Below are 18,039 nucleotides of genomic sequence, written 5' to 3'. Positions count from 1 at the left end.
CTGTGGCCCGGCTTCGCCGGTTCCACTGTGTTCATTGGCTAAGACACGCGGCCCGGAGGTTTTTTGCGCTACTTTTACAATAGACCCGTGCTGAAACAACGAACTCTCAAGTCTCTGACCCGCGCCGTTGGCGTGGGCCTGCATAGCGGCCAGCGTGTCGAGATCACGTTGCGGCCGGCTGCGCCGGACACGGGCATCGTCTTCCGTCGGGTCGATTTGCCGAATGCGCCGGACATCGTGGTGTCTGCCGAGTCGGTCACTGACACCCGCTTGGCGTCCACCCTGTCCTGTGGCAACGCCAAGGTTCACACCGTGGAGCACCTGATGTCGGCCTGCGCCGGCCTCGGAGTGGACAACCTGTTTGTGGACATCACCGCTGAAGAAGTGCCGATTTTGGATGGCTCAGCGGCCTCTTTTGTGTTTTTGCTCCAGAGTGCCGGTATCGAGTTGCAAAACGCGCCGCGTCGTTTCATTCGTTTGATCCGCCCGGTGGAAGTGCGCGAGGGCGAAGGCGCCAATGAAAAATGGGCCCGCCTGGACCCCTACCATGGCTATAAGCTGAGTTTTGAGATCGACTTCAACCATCCTGCCGTGGACTCCACCGGCCAGAAAGTGGAGTTTGACCTCAGCACCGGCAGCTATTCCCGCGATATTGCGCGGGCGCGTACCTTTGGGTTCACCAAAGACGTGGAAATGATGCGCTCCAACGGCCTAGCACTGGGCGGCGGGTTGGACAACGCCATAGTGATGGACGACTACAAGGTTCTGAATGCTGATGGCTTGCGCTATGACGATGAGTTCGTCAAACACAAGATTCTCGACGCCATTGGTGACCTGTACATCGTGGGCAAGCCCTTGTTGGCGGCCTACAGCGCGCGCCGCTCCGGCCACGCCATGAACAACAAGCTGCTGCGTGAGCTGCAAGCCCACCCGGAAGCTTGGGAGATCGTCACCTTTGAGGACGTGAAGCAAGCTCCCCAAGGCTTTGCACAACCCGCCAAGGCCTGGTAAGTCCTGGGCTAACGCCGTTTATCCGGACTGCCCTTGTCTGCGGGCTGCTCCTGCCGATAATGGGCCTACCGGCGCCGTGCCGGTGTTGTTGCCTGAGGTGCCATGAACTCTGTATCGTCGATTGCGCTGTCCGGCCTGAATGCGGCCCAGAACAGCCTCAATGCGAGCGCGCACAACGTCGCCAACCTGGCGACGGATGGCTTCAAACGGCAAGAGTCTGTGCAAACCGCGCAAGCCGGTGGCGGCGTCAGCACCACCGTGCGCGAAGCCAGTACCGCCGGCAATGCACTGGAGCAGGACGTAGTCACCCAGTTGCAGGCCAAGCACGCCTATATTGCCAATTTGGCGGTGTTCAAAACCCAAGACAAAATGGCCGGCGCCTTGCTCGACGCCCAAGCCTGAGCGGTATCAGGGAACGGCGTCGTAACGGTGGATGATGGTTTCCAGCTTGCCTTGGCGTTGGAGCTTGTCCAGCGCCGTTTGCAGGCGGGCCACGATATCGGGATGGGTCTTCAGGTTGAGCGCGAAGTAGTAAGCGCCGTCTTCGCTGAGCTTGGCCAGCCGGGTGACGGTATTCGCGGGTAGTCCGGCCACTCTCAAATTCCAGGCCATGGACACTTCGGTGTCCACCATCGCGTCGACGGCATTGGTGAGCAACAAACGCAGCACGGTGGCATTGGAGCTGTCTTCCAGCAAGGACGTTGCCGGCACACCGGCATTGAGCAAGTCTTGCTGTGAGGCCTCGTCCCGCACGATGCCGAATCGCAGCTGGGTAATGTCGCGCCCCAAGGCATTGGCCTTTTCGTTGGCGCTGCGGGTGTAAATCCAGGTGCTGCGCGGCAGGATGGGGCCCACCCACAGAAAATCTTTTTCACGCGACGCCTTGCGGGCAGTGGTGTAGAGAATGGTGTTCTCGGTATAGCGCACGATCTTCAAGGCCCGTGCCCAAGGCACGAGTTGGGTGCTGCAGCTCAGCTTGGCCAGGCTGCAGGCGGCGCGCAGCATGTCGGTGGCAATGCCTTTGACTTCCCCATTTTCTTCAAAGTTGTAGGGCGGCCATTGCTCGGTGTAGGCCATCAGGGTTTGCGCCGGAGCCGACACGGCCCCCAGTGCCAACACCATCCAACACGAACATCTCGATAAAAAGAGTCTCATGACCGCTATTTGTAAGGAAGCCCGGTGGCGATGGGAAATTCTATTGGCTCCGGCCGTCTCTGTAACGGATTTTTCCATTGCCCCCGACACCGTTGGCGCCGGCCAACAAGGCCATGGACTTTCCGGCGTGGGCGTGCGTGATGGCCAAGCCCAGGGCATCTGCCGCATCCGGGCCGGGCAGCCCCGGCAGGTGCAAAAGCCGCTTCACCATTTCCTGGATCTGGTCCTTGTGCGCCCGGCCGTGGCCGGCGACGGCTTGCTTCATTTGCAGGGCGGTGTACTCGGCCACCGGCAGATTGGCGCACACCAGCGCGGTGACCAAGGCACCGCGCGCCTGCCCCAGCAGCAAGGTGGACTGGGGGTTCACGTTGACGAACACAATTTCCACCGAGGCGCAGGTGGGCTGGTAGCGCTCGACCACTTCGCCAATCCCGTCAAACAAGACTTTCAGGCGCGCCGGCAGGGCGCGGGTGTCGAGGTGTTCGGTGCGAATGGTGCCGCTGGCCACATAGCGCACATCCGCACCGATGACGTCCACTAGGCCGAAGCCGGTGGTGCGCAGGCCGGGGTCAATGCCGAGAATTCGCATGCTATGAAATCAGGAGCTGCTCGCGCAGGTGGGGCGGGCGCTAGAGGTCAAAATACCACCTGGCGGAGTGAAAGAACACGGGCGCGGCGAAACACAGGGCATCTACCCGGTCCAGCAGCCCGCCGGCCCCTGTCACCGCACGCATTTCACCGCCCCAGCTGGGAATGCCGCGGTCCCGCTTGAGCGCCTTCATCACAAAGTGGCCCATGGAGCCCGCCACACAGGCAATGAAGGAAAAGGCAAAGGCCGTGCCCGGCACCCAGGGGGTGATGCCGGCCAGCAACGCACCAAACAGGCTGGCAATGAACACCCCGATCCACCAGCTCGGCCAGTTGAAGCTCTGGCTGATGGCCGGCGCGGCGGGCGGCAGCTTGAGCTTGCGCGACACGAGGTGCTGGATGGCCATGCAGAACTGCACCACCAGCACCAGAAAGAAGACCATGAAGGCGTTTTTGTGGTCGTAGCCCGGGAACTTGAGCATCAACAGCGCCGGCACATGGCTCATGCCGTAGATGCACACCATGATGCCCCACTGCAGCTTGGCATTGCGCTCCAGAAAGCGCAGCGGGTCGTTGGCCAGCGCACTCGCGACTGGCAGGGCCAGAAAGACGTAGACCGGGATGAACACGGCAAACATGTCGAAGTGTTCGGTAGCCACCAGCCAATATTGCAGCGGTAGCACCACAAAGAATGCCAGCACCAGGCTGCGGTGGTCGCCCCGGCGGGTGGGGGAGAGGGTCATGAACTCCCGCAGCGCAAAGAACGACACGCCGCCGAACAGCGTCAGCGCCACCAGGGGGCCACTGAGCCAGCCGACCCAGAACACAAATACCATGAACCAGCTGGTGCGGATGACGCCATCCAGGTTTTTGAGTTCGCGGCGCCGGCGGTCTCCGGCTTCGTCGTCGCCATAGTCGCGCAGCGACATCACAAAGGCCACGATGCTGGAGAGCAGCAGCAAGCCAAACACGATGATGAACAACGCGCCGACTTGCTGCGTGGGGCCGAGGTTTTTCAAATAGAAGTACATAGCGCCCTTGTCACACGTCCCGCAGGGCGACCACGGCATTGCGGGCCCGGTCCAGGAAGGCGCGGCGGTCTTCGCCCTCGGCGACCTGCATGGGCGCCCCGAAGGTCACCGAACACAGCACCGGCACCGGCACCACTTCGCCCTTGGGCAGCACGTGTTGCACATTGTTGATCCAGGCGGGCACCAGCACCACGTTCGGGAAACGGGTGGCAAGGTTGTAGAGCCCTGCCTTGAAGGCCTGTGGCTCCCCGGTGTGGCCCCGCGTGCCTTCGGGGAACAGGATGATGGAATCGCCATTCGACAGGGCGTCGATGAGCGGCTCCAGGGGGTCTTCGTCGGAGCTGCGGTCGCGCGACACATAAATCACATGGAACACGGCGGTGGTGATCCATTGTCGGAAGGGGGTTTTGGTCCAGTAGTCTTTGGCGGCAATCGCGCGGGTGATGTGGCGCAGCTCTTTGGGCAGGGCCGCCCAGATCATCACGAGGTCCGCATGGCTCTGGTGGTTGGCGAAATAAATGCGCTGCTCGGCCTTGGGCGGGCAACCGTGCCAGCGCGCTTGCGCACCGGTGAGAAAGCGGATCAGCCCCAGCAAAAAGTAACTCATCAACTTGGCAAGCATGGCGGGGATGATACAGAGCGCGTATGTCACCCGGCTTGCGCGAAGCGCAACGGGTGGGGTGCTCTTTAAGGCAACTGTGCGTCGGGCATGCGCGCCACGATGGTGCCGGCGCGGCTGCTCAGGTAGCCCGAGTTGGGTGTCTTCTCGAAAAATTTGGGGCGCGGCAACATCACGGCCAAACGGGCCGCCTCGTAGGCGCTGAGCTTGCTGGCGGGCTTGCGGAAATAGTGCTGGGCTGCAGCTTCTGCACCGAACACGCCTTCACCCCATTCCACGCTGTTGAGGTAAATCTCCAGGATGCGCTGCTTGCTCAGCAAATGCTCCAGCAACATGGTCAATACAAACTCCTGCCCCTTGCGCAGCAGTGTCCGCTCGCCCGACAAAAACAGGTTTTTGGCCAGTTGCTGGGTGATGGTGGAGCCGCCCACAATCTTGGGCGGTTTGGTCGTTTTGCGCTGCTCGGCGCGCTGTTCGGCCTTGGCGTTTTTGGCCCAGGCTTTTTCCAGTGCATCCCAGTCCACGCCATCGTGCTGGCTGAAACCATCGTCTTCTGAGGCAATGACGGCGCGCTTCAGGTTGTCAGAGATACGGTCATACGGCATCCACTCCTGGCGCCAGCGCAGGGCGCCGGTTTCGGTGGTGACCCGGTAAGCCTCGGAGCGCTCGAAGGCGGTGGACTGCGGGTCCACCACCGCCATGGCGGCAATGCGACCCGCAAAGTAGAGCTGCAGTGCCACGAACGCGAGCACACACAGCACCAGCAGTCTCACTACTTGCTTCATTGCGAGTTGGAGGACGAGACCTTGGCTTCCAGCGTCTCTTCGCGGGTGAATTTGAAGCGGGAGGGAACGGACAATATTTGAGCCACGCGGAGCATTTCCGGAGTGAAGTCGCCAAATGGCCCGGCAGTTGAGGCGATTGCCTTTGCTTGCTTATCCAAGATGAGATTCCCCGAGCTTTGAACAATTTCAGTCTCTATCACACGACCTTTTGAGTTGATATGGACGATCATTGTTAGCTCGCCATAGAGCTTTTTTCCGCCGCTTTGGGGAAAGTTTTCCGTGCCTCGAGTTTCGATAGCGTTCCGCATTCGATCGTAATAAACCGCGTACTCCTGAGCCATCGTGGCAGGGCTGATGTATCGCTTCTTAGGCCGCGCGTTCTCCATGTTGATGCGGCGCTCAATTTCGGCCAGCAGCTTGATGAGTTGCTTGCGCTTTTCTTCCCGCTCGGCGGCTTCCGCCTTGTCGGCCAGCTTGCTGGGGTCAGGCGGGGGCAGGGCGGCGAGCTGGCTCTTGACCTGGGCGAGCAACAGGTTTTGCTGCTCCTGCAGGCTTTGGAGCTTGCGGGCGGCCTCTTCTTCCAGCGAGTCGCCGATATCGGTCAGCGCGGACGGGGGCAGGGGGCTGGTGGCGCGGCCTTTTTCTACATCGCCACCGCCCGCCATGTTGGTCTGGGCGATGGCCTGGGCTTTGTCCGGTTTCTCGTTGCTTTTGGCATTGACCAGAATGACTTCCAGCGGCTTGTCTTCAAACACGCGGTTGAAAGCCTCCGGATCCACAAAACGCACTGTCAGCAGCGCCCCGTGTACCGCGATGGATACACCCAGGGCCCATTGAAGTGTGGAGATGCTGCGCAGATTCACGGGGTGAGATTATCGCCGCCGCCTTCGGGCGCTTCGTTCACATCCACCGCAATCGCGATCGGGCCGGCCACATCGTCTTCGCTGTCGTCCTCTTCGTCCGGGAGGTCGGCCTCTACCGGCGCGTCCAGGCGCTCCATCACGGTGCCTTGCACGTCGAGGGTGATCAGGTCCATCTCGCCCAGCTTCACGCGCACCTTGGCGTGGCGGGGTAGGCCCTGGGCACCCAACACCGGCAGCACCAGCGGGATGTCGTCCGCCCGCACCATGCCGTCCTTGAACAGGCTGGCCGTGAGCTCGGTGATGCCGTGCTGCTGCGCGTAACGCATGGTCCAGAACCGCTCCATGGCGCCCTGATAGCCGTTGTAGGCGCTGTAGGCCGCATCAAACGACGAGATGATGGCGAACAGCTCCGCGTCCTTAGGCTTAAAGGGGGCGACCAAAGCCGCCGTTTTGCCATGGCGTGCGCAGGCAATGATCTGCCACTGGTTCACCAGGTCGGTATAGCGGCGCAGCGGCGAGGTTGCCCACGAATACGCTTTGACGCCGATGCCCGCATGCGGCAAAGCCTTGGTGCCCATGCGCACTTTGACGCCGGGCGCCAGCGACGCCTGGCTGCGGTAAATGCCGGGCACGCCCAGCTCGGCGAGCCAGCTGCCCCAGGTGCTGTTGGCCAAAATCATGGCCTCGGCCACGATCAGGTCCAGCGGCGCGCCGCGCTGGCGGATGCTGATGAGCACGGTCTCGTCGCCCTGCGGCTCCGCGCCATCGTTGCCTTGCAGGCGGAAGTTGTAGTCCGGGCGGTTGAAGGTCTCGGGTTTGCCGCGCACGATCTCGCGCTTGGCTTTCAGGTCGCGCGCCAAGCGGTGCAAAAATGATAGCTGCTCGCGCAGGCCCGCTGCCGGCTGGACGTCATTTTCATGGTTAAACGAGGCGTCGGTCAGCCACTGCTCGGTGACCACGCTGTCGAGCTGGTCGTGGCGCAGGTTGTGGGCGATCGGCACGCGTTCGAGCTTGGTCTCGCCGCTCTGGATCTCAAGCGTCTCTTCATTGAAGGTGACGTAGAGCGACACAGACGGGCAGTCCCGCCCTTCCATCAGCGTGTAGGTCTGCACCACGTCATCGGGCAGCATGGTGACTTTGTAGCCGGGCATGTACACCGTGGACAGGCGGGCGCGGCCCAGCACGTCCACCGGGCTGCCGGGTTGCACGGCCAGGCCGGGCGCGGCAATGTGAATGCCCACCGTCACGGTGCCGGTGCCCAGGCCTTGCACGCTCAGGGCATCGTCAATTTCGGTGGTCTGGGAGTCGTCAATCGAAAACGCCTGCACGGTCGCCACCGGCAACTCGTCGGCAATGGCGGGTGCGGCAATGGTGGGAAAGCCGGTGCCCTTGGGAAAGTTCTCCAGCAAAAAGCGCTTCCAGTGGAACTGGTAGGGTGACGCAATGGCGCCGGCCTTTTGCAGCAGCTCCAGAGGCGCGATGTGGGTGGCCCGGCTGGCCTCGACCACGGCTTTGTACTCGGGGGCGTTTTTGTCCGGCTTGAACAGGATTTTGTAGAGCTGCTCCTTGATCGCCGCAGGGCATTGGCCCGCCGCCAGCTCGTGCGCCCATTGGGTGATCTGCTCGGCAATCAGGCGCTTCTTTTCAATGGCTGCCAGGGCCTGCTGAATGATTTCGGCAGGCGCCTTTTTAAAGCGGCCTTTGCCGGCGCGGCGGAAGTAGTGCGGGGTGTCGAACAGCTTGAACAGCATGCCCGCCTGCTCAGCCTGGCTGGCCTGGGCCGAAAAGTAGTCCTTGGCCAGGTCCGTAAAGCCGAACTCGTCGTCGGGGGCAAACTCATACGCCATGTCCAGCTCAATGCCGGCCGCCTGCGCTTGGGCGGCCGCAACGAACTCCGCCGGAGCGGGCTTGTCAAACTTGATCAGGATGTTGGCGCCCTTGACCTTGACGCGCTTGCCGGAATCCAGCTCCACCTGCGCGGAGGCTTCCGCCTCGGACAGGACACGGCCGGCCATGAATTTTCCGGCTTCTTCAAACAGTACAAACATAGGGGGAGATTGTCCCCGCAAAACTACCCGCTCCGGATGCAGGGGCTTCAACCCCTCATTTGTTCGGGGGCAGTCCCATAAACCGGGCGAAATCCGGCAGGTATTCCTCAAAACCGGTCAGGGCATGGTCCCCGCCTTCCAGCAGCGTGACCTGCGTGTGACCGTAACGGGCATGCATTTCGCGCCAGTCCAGTACCTCATCCCCTTTGGCCAGGAGGGCGCGGTAGCGCTGTGGGTGCTGCAAATCACCCACCCGCAAAGCGCGCAGCTCATCCACATACTCCGGCAAGAAGTAAAAGTTTTCCTCTGGCGCATGCCATTGGCGGTTCTCGCCGATGTATTTACCCAAATCACGCGCCGGGTTTACCGCGGGGTTGATGAGCAGAGCCCGGCACCCGGTGGCCTCGGCAATATGGGTGGCATAAAACCCGCCCAGCGAGGAGCCGACGACCGCCATGGTGTCGTGCGGCCAGCCTGCAATGCCTTGCAATAACAAGGCCATGGCCGCTTGGGGGGAGGGTGGCAGCTGCGGGCACCACCAATGCACCTGCGGGTAGTGCTGCGCCATGAAGGCCGCCATGGCCTGTGCCTTGTGCGATTGCGGTGACGAGCGAAAGCCGTGAAGGTAGAGGACGTGGGTGGTCATGACCGCATGGTAAGGGTGCGAATCACGGCGGTGGACGTCGTGCCTTGGGGATAATCAACCCCATGTCGTACCAATTCGGAAAAGTCCCCCTGCGCCAGCGCATTGCGCCCTGGTTTGCCGGGTTTGACGGGCCTCTGGCCTTTGCGGTGTTCATGCTGGCCAGTGCCGGCTTGTTGACTATGTATTCCTCCGGCTTTGACCATGGCACCCGGTTTGAGGACCATGCCCGCAACATGCTGATTGCCGCCACCATCATGTTTGTGGTGGCCCAGATTCCGCCCCAGCGCCTCATGTTGGCCGCCGTGCCGCTGTACACGGTTGGGGTGGCGTTGTTGATTGCGGTGGCGGTGTTTGGCATCACCAAAAAAGGCGCCAAGCGCTGGGTCAACATCGGGGTGGTCATTCAGCCCAGCGAGATTCTCAAAATCGCCATGCCGCTGATGCTGGCCTGGTGGTTTCAGAAGCGCGAGGGCCAGTTGCGGCCCCTGGACTTCGTGGTGGCCGGCGGCTTGCTGGCCGTGCCGGTGGGTCTGATCATGAAGCAGCCCGATTTGGGCACCGCCCTGCTGGTGCTGGCGGCCGGTATGGCGGTGATCTTTTTTGCCGGCATGAGCTGGAAGCTGGTGATCCCGCCCCTGGTGATCGGCGTGATCGGTATCTTCCTGATCGTGGTGTTTGAGCCGCAGCTGTGCGCCGATGGTGTGCGCTGGCCGGTGCTGCACGACTACCAGCAGCAGCGCATTTGCACCTTGCTCGACCCCACGCGGGACCCGCTGGGCAAGGGCTTTCACATCATTCAAGGGATGATCGCCATCGGCTCCGGTGGCATCACCGGCATGGGCTTCATGAAGGGCACGCAAACCCACCTGGAATTCATTCCCGAGCGGACCACCGACTTTATCTTCGCGGCCTACTCAGAAGAGTTCGGCCTGCTGGGCAACATCTTCCTGATTGGTGCATTTATCTTTTTGGTGCTGCGTGGGTTAGCGATTGCATTGGAGGCGCCCACGCTGTTTTCCCGCTTGCTGGCGGGTGCAGCCACCATGATCTTTTTCACCTACGCCTTTGTGAACATGGGCATGGTCAGCGGCATCCTGCCGGTGGTGGGGGTACCCCTGCCCTTTATCAGCTACGGTGGCACGGCCATGGTCACGCTGGGGCTGGCGCTGGGCATTTTGATGTCCATTGCCAACTCCAAGCGGCTGGTGCAGAGCTGATCGCCCAGGCGCTTGGGCTTGCGCCGGCAAGGGACAGCGGTGCAAGCCTAAAATGGCCGCATGATCTCCCGCGAACCCACCATTGAACGCTTGGCCACGGCCAAATCCCTGTTGCTCACGCCCTTCGGGCTGGATGAGAGCCATCTCACCAAAGCCCTGAACGAAATCAAGGCGCACCAGGTGGACGAGGCAGACCTGTACTTCCAGTACACCCGCTCCGAGGGCTGGAGCCTGGAAGAGGGCATCGTCAAAACCGGCTCTTTCAGCATCGACCAGGGCGTAGGTGTGCGCGCGGTGAGTGGCGAGAAAACCGCCTTCGCCTATTCGGACGATATTTCTGAAGCTTCGCTGCTGGATGCAGCCCGCACCGTGCGCACCATTTCGGCTGCAGCGCAGACCAAGCGTGCGAAAGCTGCTGCACAAAAGATAGCGGGTGGCCGCAAGCTCTACGCCGGCTTGGACCCGATTGCTACGCTGGACAGCACCGCCAAGGTGGAGCTGTTGGGCAAGGTGGAGAAACTGGCGCGTGCCAAAGACCCGCGCATCATCCAGGTGATGGCCGGCTTGGCGGCGGAATATGACGTGGTGCTGGTGGCCCGTGCCGACGGCACGCTGGCGGCCGATGTGCGCCCACTGGTGCGCCTGAGCGTGACGGTGATTGCCGAGCAAAAAGGCCGCCGCGAGGTGGGCTCTAGTGGCGGTGGCGGCCGTTTCGGGCTGGCGTATTTCACCGATGCGCAGATTGAAGACTATGTGGACCAGGCGGTGCACGCCGCACTGACCAACCTCGATGCCCGCCCCGCACCTGCTGGTGAGATGACCGTGGTGTTGGGTGCTGGATGGCCCGGCATTCTGTTGCACGAAGCCATAGGCCACGGGCTGGAAGGCGACTTCAACCGCAAGGGCAGCAGCGCGTTCAGCGGCCGCATCGGCCAACGCGTAGCCGCCAAGGGCGTGACCGTGCTGGACGATGGCACCATTGCCGACCGCCGTGGCTCGCTCAATGTGGATGACGAGGGCAACCCCAGCCAGCGCAACGTGCTGATTGAAGACGGCATTTTGAAGGGCTACATCCAGGACAGCATGAACGCCCGCTTGATGGGCGTGAAGCCCACCGGCAACGGCCGCCGCGAGAGCTACGCCCACTTGCCCATGCCCCGCATGACCAACACCTACATGCTGGGCGGCGACAAGGCGCCGGAAGAAATCATCGCCAGCATCAAAAAAGGCTTGTACGCCCCCAACTTCGGTGGCGGCCAGGTGGACATCACCAGCGGCAAGTTCGTGTTCTCCGCCAGCGAAGCCTACTGGGTGGAAAACGGCAAGATCCAATACCCCGTGAAGGGTGCCACGCTGGTTGGTAGCGGCCCCGAGTGCCTGAAGCGCGTTTCCATGATCGGCAACGACATGAAGCTGGACCCCGGTGTGGGCACCTGCGGCAAGGAAGGCCAGAGCGTGCCGGTGGGGGTGGGCCAGCCTACGCTGCGCATCGACGGGCTGACCGTAGGTGGAACTGCGTAGTCGGTGGCGTAAGCCCCGGTTGGAAACCTGTGCTACATTGAACCCCATGCATTCCGCACGTTTCTTTTTTAGCTACTTTTGGTTCTCACGCGCATCCGGCGGTCGAGAGATCTGAACGTACCCAAAAGAAACGTCCTGAATCTTCCCAAAAAACCGCCGGCACCCCCGGCGGTTTTTTTTTGCCTTTTCACCCTGTTTCATTTTTATTTGAACTCTGGAGACCTGACATGAATGCAAAAGCCTCTGCAAGCGACGCCTGGTACGGCCAATCCCAACCCGCCGACCGCACCAGCAAGACCGACGACGAACGCATCAAGGACATCACCGTGTTGCCCCCTCCAGAGCACCTTATCCGCTTCTTCCCCATCCGCGGCTCTGCGGTGGAAACCCTGATCACCGACACCCGCAGCACCATCCACAACATCATGGCCGGCAAGGATGATCGTCTGCTGGTCATCATCGGACCCTGCTCCATCCATGACCCCGCCGCTGCGCTGGACTACGCCCGCCGCCTGAAAGTGGAGCGTGAGAAGTACAAAGACACGCTGGAAATCGTGATGCGCGTGTACTTCGAGAAGCCCCGCACCACCGTGGGCTGGAAGGGCCTGATCAATGACCCTTACCTGGATGAGAGCTACCGCATCGACGAAGGCCTGCGCATCGCGCGCCAGCTGCTGATCGAGATCAACCGCTTGGGCATGCCCGCGGGTAGCGAGTTCCTGGACGTGATTTCGCCCCAATACCTGGGCGACCTGATTTCATGGGGCGCCATCGGTGCGCGCACCACCGAGAGCCAAGTGCACCGCGAGCTTGCCTCCGGCATCTCGGCACCCATCGGCTTCAAGAACGGTACCGACGGCAACATCAAGATCGCGACCGACGCCATTCAGGCTGCGGCCGGTGGCCACCACTTCTTGTCGGTGCACAAAAATGGCCAAGTGGCGATTGTGCAAACCAATGGCAACCCAGACTGCCACGTTATCCTGCGCGGCGGCAAGGCGCCCAACTACGACGCTGCCAACGTGGCCGCGGCTTGTGCCGACCTCGCCAAGGCCAAGCTGCCCCAGACCCTGATGGTGGACTGCAGCCACGCCAACAGCAGCAAGCAGCACGAAAAGCAGCTCGAGGTGGCCAAAGACATTGCCGGCCAGATCCGCGGTGGTTCACGCAGCGTGTTCGGTGTGATGGTGGAAAGCCACCTGAACGCCGGTGCCCAGAAGTTCACCCCCGGCAAAGACGACTCCAGCACGCTGGAATACGGCAAGAGCATTACCGACGCTTGCCTGGGCTGGGACGATTCGGTGGAGTCGCTGGAAGTGCTGTCTGCCGCCGTCAAGGCGCGTCGCGCAGGCTGATCCGGCGGTTGGGGCGGCAGCAAAAAGGCCAACGCGATCTGGCGTTGGCCTTGCGGTTGCAAACCGGAAAGAAAAGGCGGGCTGCGGGCCCGCCTTTTTATTGGAGCGGCGCCGGTGCGCGCAGTGACTCCATCACGGCATCCGGCGTGCCGCCCGCAGCCAGATGGGTTTTGTACCAGACGCTCAGGATGGTGCTGATGACCGGGCCAGGGTTCTCGCGCACCTTGGCGGCGTCCCACTGGTTGAGCTGGCAGATGCGCTCGACGAGGTCCATGTCCATGTCGATCGCTTCAGCGTCGCAGCGGCGTAGCTTCAGGTCGGTGAATTGGGCGCCTTCGGGCAGGCGGAGTTGAAAGTTCGGATCGCTTTGCATAAGTTGGAGGGTCAAATATGGCGCTAGCGCAGATGGATAGTGCGCGAGTAGCTATGAAGTTTGTAGCAGATTGGCCAGCTTGGTGTGGATGCCGCCGAAGCCGCCATTGCTCATGCACAGCACGTGGTCACCCGGCTGCAGGGCGGCGGCTACTTGAGCCAGCACGGCGTCAATGCTGTCGCCCACTTGGGCCCGCGTACCCATGGGGGCGAGGGCTTCTACAGCGTCCCAGCCCAAGCCTCCGCTGTGGCAGAAGGCGAGGTCCGCTTCTTCCAAGCTCCAGGGTAGCTGAGCTTTCATGGCGCCAAGCTTCATGGTGTTGGAGCGCGGCTCGAACACGGCCAAGATTCTCCCCTTGCCGACTTGGCGGCGCAGGCCGTTGACGGTGGTGCGGATGGCGGTGGGGTGGTGGGCAAAGTCGTCGTAAATCGTGACGGGCGCGCTGGCGGGCTGTCCGGCCAGCGGGGCTTGGGCCCGCACTTCCATGCGGCGCTTCACGTTCACGAACTGGCCCAAGGCTTCTGCTGCGACTGTAGGCGACACACCCACATGCTCGGCAGCGGCGATGGCGGCCAGTGCATTGAGCTGGTTATGGACGCCGCCCAGGCTCCATTGCACGCGGGCCACTTCGCGCCCGTGGTGGTGCACCGCAAAATCGTGCGGCTCGCCGACGGCCGCAAAGTCGCTCACCGCAGCGCCGAAGCTGCGTTGTTCGCTCCAGCAGCCTTGGTGCAGCACGCGGGTGAGGCTTTCTTCCAGCCCGTTGACGACCACGCGGCCGGTGCCGGGTACGGTGCGCACGAGGTGGTGGAACTGGCGTTCGATGGCGGCCAGGTCGTCAAAGATGTCGGCGTGGTCGAATTCCAGGTTGTTGAGGATGGCGGTGCGTGGGCGGTAGTGCACGAATTTGCTGCGCTTGTCGAAGAAGGCGGTGTCGTATTCGTCGGCCTCGATCACGAAGAGTTTCGCTCTGGAGGCAGGGTGGTGGGCCGTCTGCGCCCTCTGCTCCGTGTCCCCCGCCCGCTTTGCGGGCTCCTCCTTGACCTGCGCAGAGGGCACAGACGGCCCTCCACCCAGTCTTGCCGATACTCCGAAATTCAGCGGGACCCCGCCAACCAGGAATCCGGGTTGCAGTCCGGCGTACTCCAGCACCCAGGCCAACATGCTGGTGGTGGTGGTTTTGCCGTGGGTGCCGGCAACGGCCAGCACGTGGCGGCCTTGCAGCACATGCTCGGCCAGCCATTGCGGGCCGCTGGTGTAGGGGGCGCCCGCGTCCAAGATGGCTTCCATCAGTGGGAATTTGGGGCTGCCATCTGCCAAGCGGGCGCGGCTGACTACGTTGCCGATGACGAACATGTCGGGCTGCAAAGCCATCTGTTCGGCGTCAAAGCCTTCGATGAGTTCGATGCCCAAGGCCCGGAGCTGGTCGCTCATGGGGGGGTAAACGCCGGCATCGCAGCCGGTGACTTTGTGGCCGGCTTCACGCGCCAGCGCGGCCAGGCCACCCATGAAGGTGCCGCAAATGCCCAAGATATGAATATGCATGGCCGGTATTCTACGAGGGGCCTCCAGTGGCAAATAGGAGCATGTTTTATGGCTTGGGCGCCCGTGAATCATGCGCGAGCAGCTATCAAAACAAGAGCAACGCGTGGTGTGAGGGGCTTTTGCTGCGCAGGCACAATCCCTCCATGGATGATTTGAAAGAAGAAATCGCCGCCACCGCCGCCCGCTTGGTGGTGGAGGAGGGGCTGGAATACGGTCCGGCCAAGCGTCGCGCAGTCAAACAACTGGGCGTGTCGTCACGCTCGGCCTTGCCGGACAACGACCAGGTGGAGGCCGCGGTGGAGGAGTACATCGCCATCTTCTGCGCCGAGAGCCAGGCGGAGGAGTTGCAGGCCCTGCGGGAGTTGGCGGTGCAGTGGATGCAGCGACTGGAGGCGTTTCGCCCTCACTTGGGCGGTGCAGTGTGGCGCGGCACGGCCACCCGGCGGTCGGATATTTATCTGCAGTTGTTTTGTGATGATCCCAAATCGGCGGAGATCAGTTTGATTGACAAGGGCGTGCGCTTCGAGGTGCGCTCCGTGCCTGGTTTGCATGGCGACATGGTGGACTCTTTGAGCATTCACGCTCTGTGTGTGCCTTTGGGCGAGCAGGTCGGAGTGCACCTGCTCATCAACGACTTGGATGATGTGCGAGGTGCCTTGCAGCCGGATAGCAAGGGCAGGGCGCCGAGAGGTAATTTGGCGGCAGTTCAAAAGCTGTTGGGGGATGTTCATGGCAGATAGTGAAAATTTGACGCGAGCCCCATCCTCGCGCCGGCGTACCGTGTTGTGGGGTGTTGCGGCCGGTTTGGCGGGGGCTGCCGGGCTGGGTCTGTCGCTGCGCCATGCCAATGACTCCGCTGTGGCGGCCGATCCTGTGCCGGGCTTTTGGGCGCAAGAGTGGCAAACGCCTCAAGACACTACTTTGGCCATGGCCCGCTTCAAAGGGCGGCCTGTGCTGGTGAACTTCTGGGCCACCTGGTGCCCTCCATGTGTGGATGAGCTTCCGCTTTTGGAGGGTTTTTTCAAAGAGCAGGGCGGCCGTGGCGTGCAGATATTGGGGCTGGCGATTGACCGCAAAGAGGCGGTGCTGCCGTTTCTCCAAAAGCTGCCGCTGAGTTTTCCGGTGGCGATGGCGGGCTTGTCGGGTGCTGACCTGGGGCGCGCGTTGGGCAATCTCACGGGCGGGCTGCCGTTCTCGGTGTTGATTGCCTCAGACGGCTCTGTGGCCCAGCGCAAGATGGGCCGGGTGACGCCTGCGGATCTCGCCGCGTGGGCTGCGGTAAAATAGAGGTGTTCACCTAGTGGATTCGCCCTGAATCCACTGTCCCAAGCCCCTTCGGGGCGATTTTATTTAGACATTTTTCCGGTCTTTTCCCTTCTTTTGGGTGGAGATATGGTTTTTTGGCGGCGATTTGCTGTAAATTCGCCGCTTTACTAATGTCGGTTGTTGGAGATTCCATGGATTTACGCAAACTCAAAACCCTGATCGATCTGGTGTCTGATTCCAATGTGTCGGAGCTGGAAATTACCGAAGCCGAAGGTAAGGTTCGTATCGTCAAGGGTGGTGGTGCAGTGGTTCAGGGCTATGCGCCCGCTCCGGTGTATGCAGCGCCTGTCGCCGCTCCCGCCGCAGCGCCAGCGGCTCCCTCCGCGCCGGTGGCGGCTGAGCCAGCCGTCGCAACCGGTCATACCGTGAAGTCCCCGATGGTGGGTACGTTCTACCGCTCCTCGGCCCCTGGCGCCAAGGCGTTTGTGGAAATTGGTGACTCCATCAAGGAAGGCGAGACCATCTGCATCATTGAAGCGATGAAGATCCTCAACGAGATCGAAGCCGACAAGTCCGGCACGGTGACGCAAATTCTGAGTGAGAACGGCCAGGCTGTGGAATACGGCCAACCCCTGTTCATCATCGAATAAGACGCAGCACCCATGTTCAAAAAAATTCTGGTTGCCAATCGGGGCGAGATTGCGCTGCGTATCCAGCGCGCCTGCCGCGAGTTGGGTATCAAGGCCGTCATGGTCTATTCCGAAGCCGACCGCGAAGCCAAGTATGTGAAGCTGGCGGAGGAGGCCGTGTGCATCGGGCCCGCTCCCTCGGGGCAGAGCTACCTCAATATGCCGGCCATTATTTCGGCCGCAGAGGTAACTGATGCAGAAGCGATTCACCCCGGTTACGGGTTTTTGAGCGAAAACGCCGACTTCGCCGAGCGCGTGGAGAAGAGCGGCTTCCAGTTCATCGGCCCTACCCCTGAGTCCATCCGCATCATGGGTGACAAGGTGTCGGCCAAGCAGGCCATGATTCGCGCCGGTGTGCCTTGTGTGCCCGGCTCGGAGGGTGAGTTGCCCGATGATCCGGTGGCTATGAAGCGCATTGCCAAGTCCATTGGCTACCCGGTCATCATCAAGGCGGCCGGCGGTGGCGGCGGTCGCGGCATGCGCGTGGTGCACACCGAGGCAGCATTGGTGAATGCCGTGGCCATGACCAAGGCCGAAGCCGGCGCTGCTTTCAACAATCCTGCGGTGTACATGGAGAAGTTTCTCCAGAACCCGCGGCACATTGAAATCCAGATCCTCGCCGACAAGCACAAGAATGCGGTGTATCTGGGTGAGCGCGATTGCTCCATGCAGCGCCGCCACCAGAAGGTGCTGGAAGAGTCGCCTGCGCCGGGCATCAACCGCAAGTTGATTGAACGCATTGGCGAGCGTTGCGTGGCAGCCTGCAAGAAGATTGGTTACCGCGGTGCGGGTACCTTCGAATTCTTGTACGAAGACGGCGAGTTCTACTTTATTGAAATGAACACCCGCGTGCAGGTGGAGCACCCGGTGACCGAGATGGTGACCGGCATTGACATTGTCAAAACTCAAATCATGGTGGCAGCAGGCGAGAAGCTGCCCTTTACCCAGCGCCAGATCGAAGTGCGTGGCCACGCGATCGAGTGCCGGGTGAATGCGGAAGATCCGTACAAGTTCATTCCATCGCCTGGTCGCGTCACCATGTGGCACGCCCCAGGTGGACCGGGCGTGCGCGTGGACTCGCACATTTACACCAACTACTTTGTGCCGCCGAACTACGACTCGATGGTCGGCAAGATCATTGTGCACGGTGACACCCGCGAGCAGGCCATGGCCCGTATGCGTACCGCTTTGGCGGAGACGGTGGTGGAAGGTATCAGCACCAACATTCCCCTGCACCGCGAGTTGATGGTGGATGCCAAGTTCATGGATGGTGGAACCAATATCCACTACCTGGAGCATTGGCTGGAACAACACAAGCGATAAGGCC

Annotated in this window: 19 protein-coding genes; 9 read left to right on the top strand and 10 right to left on the bottom strand. The window is 61.7% G+C overall.

Features of this window, described 5'->3' with window-relative positions; translation table 11 throughout:
• Window positions 1-87 precede the first annotated feature (87 nt).
• A complete protein-coding gene (gene lpxC, locus FDM28_RS01145) occupies window positions 88-1,011 on the top strand; it encodes a UDP-3-O-acyl-N-acetylglucosamine deacetylase (RefSeq protein WP_138512214.1) in 924 nt (307 codons plus the stop codon).
• A 102-nt stretch (window positions 1,012-1,113) separates the two neighbouring features.
• Window positions 1,114-1,413: a flagellar basal body protein gene (locus FDM28_RS01140; protein WP_138512212.1), complete on the top strand. Its 300-nt coding sequence runs from the start codon at window positions 1,114-1,116 to the stop codon at window positions 1,411-1,413.
• Window positions 1,414-1,419: 6 nt separating this feature from the next.
• Here FDM28_RS01140 and FDM28_RS01135 read toward each other — a convergent pair whose 3' ends face one another.
• From FDM28_RS01135 to FDM28_RS01100, 8 genes are all read right to left on the bottom strand, one after another.
• Window positions 1,420-2,133, bottom strand: coding sequence for a substrate-binding periplasmic protein (locus FDM28_RS01135; RefSeq protein WP_170211562.1), 714 nt, complete (start codon window positions 2,131-2,133; stop codon window positions 1,420-1,422).
• Window positions 2,134-2,206: 73 nt separating this feature from the next.
• Window positions 2,207-2,755, bottom strand: a complete 549-nt coding sequence (ruvC, locus tag FDM28_RS01130; protein ID WP_138512209.1) for a crossover junction endodeoxyribonuclease RuvC — start codon at window positions 2,753-2,755, stop codon at window positions 2,207-2,209.
• 40 nt (window positions 2,756-2,795) lie between these two features.
• Window positions 2,796-3,785, bottom strand: a complete 990-nt coding sequence (locus FDM28_RS01125; protein WP_138512207.1) for a phosphatidate cytidylyltransferase — start codon at window positions 3,783-3,785, stop codon at window positions 2,796-2,798.
• 10 nt (window positions 3,786-3,795) lie between these two features.
• Window positions 3,796-4,407, bottom strand: coding sequence for a lysophospholipid acyltransferase family protein (locus FDM28_RS01120; protein WP_138512205.1), 612 nt, complete (start codon window positions 4,405-4,407; stop codon window positions 3,796-3,798).
• A gap of 65 nt (window positions 4,408-4,472) precedes the next feature.
• On the bottom strand, window positions 4,473-5,189 hold the full coding sequence (mtgA, locus tag FDM28_RS01115) for a monofunctional biosynthetic peptidoglycan transglycosylase (RefSeq protein WP_138512203.1): 717 nt from the start codon (window positions 5,187-5,189) through the stop codon (window positions 4,473-4,475).
• Entirely contained in the window at window positions 5,186-6,046 is an 861-nt protein-coding gene (locus tag FDM28_RS01110) for an energy transducer TonB (RefSeq protein ID WP_138514177.1), read from the bottom strand. The genes mtgA and FDM28_RS01110 overlap by 4 nt, the downstream gene beginning before the upstream one ends.
• Window positions 6,047-6,048: 2 nt before the next feature.
• The gene (locus tag FDM28_RS01105; RefSeq protein ID WP_138512201.1) at window positions 6,049-8,100 is read right to left on the bottom strand and encodes a ribonuclease catalytic domain-containing protein; all 2,052 of its coding nucleotides are present in this window, start codon (window positions 8,098-8,100) and stop codon (window positions 6,049-6,051) included.
• A gap of 55 nt (window positions 8,101-8,155) precedes the next feature.
• Window positions 8,156-8,746 (bottom strand): YqiA/YcfP family alpha/beta fold hydrolase, encoded by a 591-nt coding sequence (locus FDM28_RS01100; RefSeq protein ID WP_138512200.1) that lies wholly within the window; start codon window positions 8,744-8,746, stop codon window positions 8,156-8,158.
• A gap of 62 nt (window positions 8,747-8,808) precedes the next feature.
• Between FDM28_RS01100 and rodA the strand changes: the two genes are divergently transcribed.
• The 3 genes from rodA to FDM28_RS01085 all read left to right on the top strand — a co-directional run bounded on the left by rodA (window position 8,809) and on the right by FDM28_RS01085 (window position 12,839).
• Window positions 8,809-9,963, top strand: coding sequence for a rod shape-determining protein RodA (gene rodA / locus FDM28_RS01095; protein ID WP_138512198.1), 1,155 nt, complete (start codon window positions 8,809-8,811; stop codon window positions 9,961-9,963).
• A gap of 60 nt (window positions 9,964-10,023) precedes the next feature.
• Window positions 10,024-11,484: a metalloprotease TldD gene (gene tldD / locus FDM28_RS01090; protein WP_138512196.1), complete on the top strand. Its 1,461-nt coding sequence runs from the start codon at window positions 10,024-10,026 to the stop codon at window positions 11,482-11,484.
• A gap of 227 nt (window positions 11,485-11,711) precedes the next feature.
• A complete protein-coding gene (locus tag FDM28_RS01085) occupies window positions 11,712-12,839 on the top strand; it encodes a 3-deoxy-7-phosphoheptulonate synthase (RefSeq protein ID WP_138512194.1) in 1,128 nt (375 codons plus the stop codon).
• A gap of 97 nt (window positions 12,840-12,936) precedes the next feature.
• Here the strand turns inward: FDM28_RS01085 and FDM28_RS01080 are convergent, their stop codons facing one another.
• Both FDM28_RS01080 and mpl read right to left on the bottom strand, forming a co-directional pair.
• Entirely contained in the window at window positions 12,937-13,227 is a 291-nt protein-coding gene (locus FDM28_RS01080) for a hypothetical protein (protein WP_138512192.1), read from the bottom strand.
• A 36-nt stretch (window positions 13,228-13,263) separates the two neighbouring features.
• Complete coding sequence (mpl, locus tag FDM28_RS01075) at window positions 13,264-14,757, bottom strand: UDP-N-acetylmuramate:L-alanyl-gamma-D-glutamyl-meso-diaminopimelate ligase (RefSeq protein ID WP_138512190.1); 1,494 nt, start codon at window positions 14,755-14,757, stop codon at window positions 13,264-13,266.
• 143 nt (window positions 14,758-14,900) lie between these two features.
• Between mpl and FDM28_RS01070 the strand changes: the two genes are divergently transcribed.
• From FDM28_RS01070 to accC, 4 genes are all read left to right on the top strand, one after another.
• Window positions 14,901-15,497 (top strand): hypothetical protein, encoded by a 597-nt coding sequence (locus tag FDM28_RS01070; RefSeq protein WP_138512188.1) that lies wholly within the window; start codon window positions 14,901-14,903, stop codon window positions 15,495-15,497.
• Complete coding sequence (locus FDM28_RS01065) at window positions 15,487-16,044, top strand: TlpA family protein disulfide reductase (protein ID WP_138512186.1); 558 nt, start codon at window positions 15,487-15,489, stop codon at window positions 16,042-16,044. Before FDM28_RS01070 ends, FDM28_RS01065 begins: the two co-directional genes overlap by 11 nt.
• Before the next feature lie 170 nt (window positions 16,045-16,214).
• Window positions 16,215-16,673: an acetyl-CoA carboxylase biotin carboxyl carrier protein gene (gene accB, locus FDM28_RS01060; RefSeq protein ID WP_138512184.1), complete on the top strand. Its 459-nt coding sequence runs from the start codon at window positions 16,215-16,217 to the stop codon at window positions 16,671-16,673.
• A 12-nt stretch (window positions 16,674-16,685) separates the two neighbouring features.
• Entirely contained in the window at window positions 16,686-18,035 is a 1,350-nt protein-coding gene (gene accC, locus FDM28_RS01055) for an acetyl-CoA carboxylase biotin carboxylase subunit (protein ID WP_138512182.1), read from the top strand.
• The last annotated feature ends 4 nt before the right edge of the window (window positions 18,036-18,039 follow it).

Source organism: Rhodoferax bucti, assembly GCF_005876985.1.
In the GTDB taxonomy this organism is placed as follows: Bacteria; Pseudomonadota; Gammaproteobacteria; order Burkholderiales; family Burkholderiaceae_C; genus Allorhodoferax; species Allorhodoferax bucti.
Note: the sequence above shows the minus strand (reverse complement) of the source record. Positions and strands in the feature narration are given on the sequence as shown.

Coding starts and splice junctions, on each gene's coding strand:
- FDM28_RS01140 (WP_138512212.1), top strand. CDS start 1,114: ATGAACTCTGTATCGTCGATTGCGCTGTCCGGCCTGAATGCGGCCCAG.
- FDM28_RS01135 (WP_170211562.1), bottom strand. CDS start 2,133: ATGGTGTTGGCACTGGGGGCCGTGTCGGCTCCGGCGCAAACCCTGATG.
- ruvC (WP_138512209.1), bottom strand. CDS start 2,755: ATGCGAATTCTCGGCATTGACCCCGGCCTGCGCACCACCGGCTTCGGC.
- FDM28_RS01125 (WP_138512207.1), bottom strand. CDS start 3,785: ATGTACTTCTATTTGAAAAACCTCGGCCCCACGCAGCAAGTCGGCGCG.
- FDM28_RS01120 (WP_138512205.1), bottom strand. CDS start 4,407: ATGCTTGCCAAGTTGATGAGTTACTTTTTGCTGGGGCTGATCCGCTTT.
- mtgA (WP_138512203.1), bottom strand. CDS start 5,189: ATGAAGCAAGTAGTGAGACTGCTGGTGCTGTGTGTGCTCGCGTTCGTG.
- FDM28_RS01105 (WP_138512201.1), bottom strand. CDS start 8,100: ATGTTTGTACTGTTTGAAGAAGCCGGAAAATTCATGGCCGGCCGTGTC.
- FDM28_RS01100 (WP_138512200.1), bottom strand. CDS start 8,746: ATGACCACCCACGTCCTCTACCTTCACGGCTTTCGCTCGTCACCGCAA.
- rodA (WP_138512198.1), top strand. CDS start 8,809: ATGTCGTACCAATTCGGAAAAGTCCCCCTGCGCCAGCGCATTGCGCCC.
- tldD (WP_138512196.1), top strand. CDS start 10,024: ATGATCTCCCGCGAACCCACCATTGAACGCTTGGCCACGGCCAAATCC.
- FDM28_RS01085 (WP_138512194.1), top strand. CDS start 11,712: ATGAATGCAAAAGCCTCTGCAAGCGACGCCTGGTACGGCCAATCCCAA.
- mpl (WP_138512190.1), bottom strand. CDS start 14,757: ATGCATATTCATATCTTGGGCATTTGCGGCACCTTCATGGGTGGCCTG.
- FDM28_RS01070 (WP_138512188.1), top strand. CDS start 14,901: ATGGATGATTTGAAAGAAGAAATCGCCGCCACCGCCGCCCGCTTGGTG.
- FDM28_RS01065 (WP_138512186.1), top strand. CDS start 15,487: ATGGCAGATAGTGAAAATTTGACGCGAGCCCCATCCTCGCGCCGGCGT.
- accB (WP_138512184.1), top strand. CDS start 16,215: ATGGATTTACGCAAACTCAAAACCCTGATCGATCTGGTGTCTGATTCC.
- accC (WP_138512182.1), top strand. CDS start 16,686: ATGTTCAAAAAAATTCTGGTTGCCAATCGGGGCGAGATTGCGCTGCGT.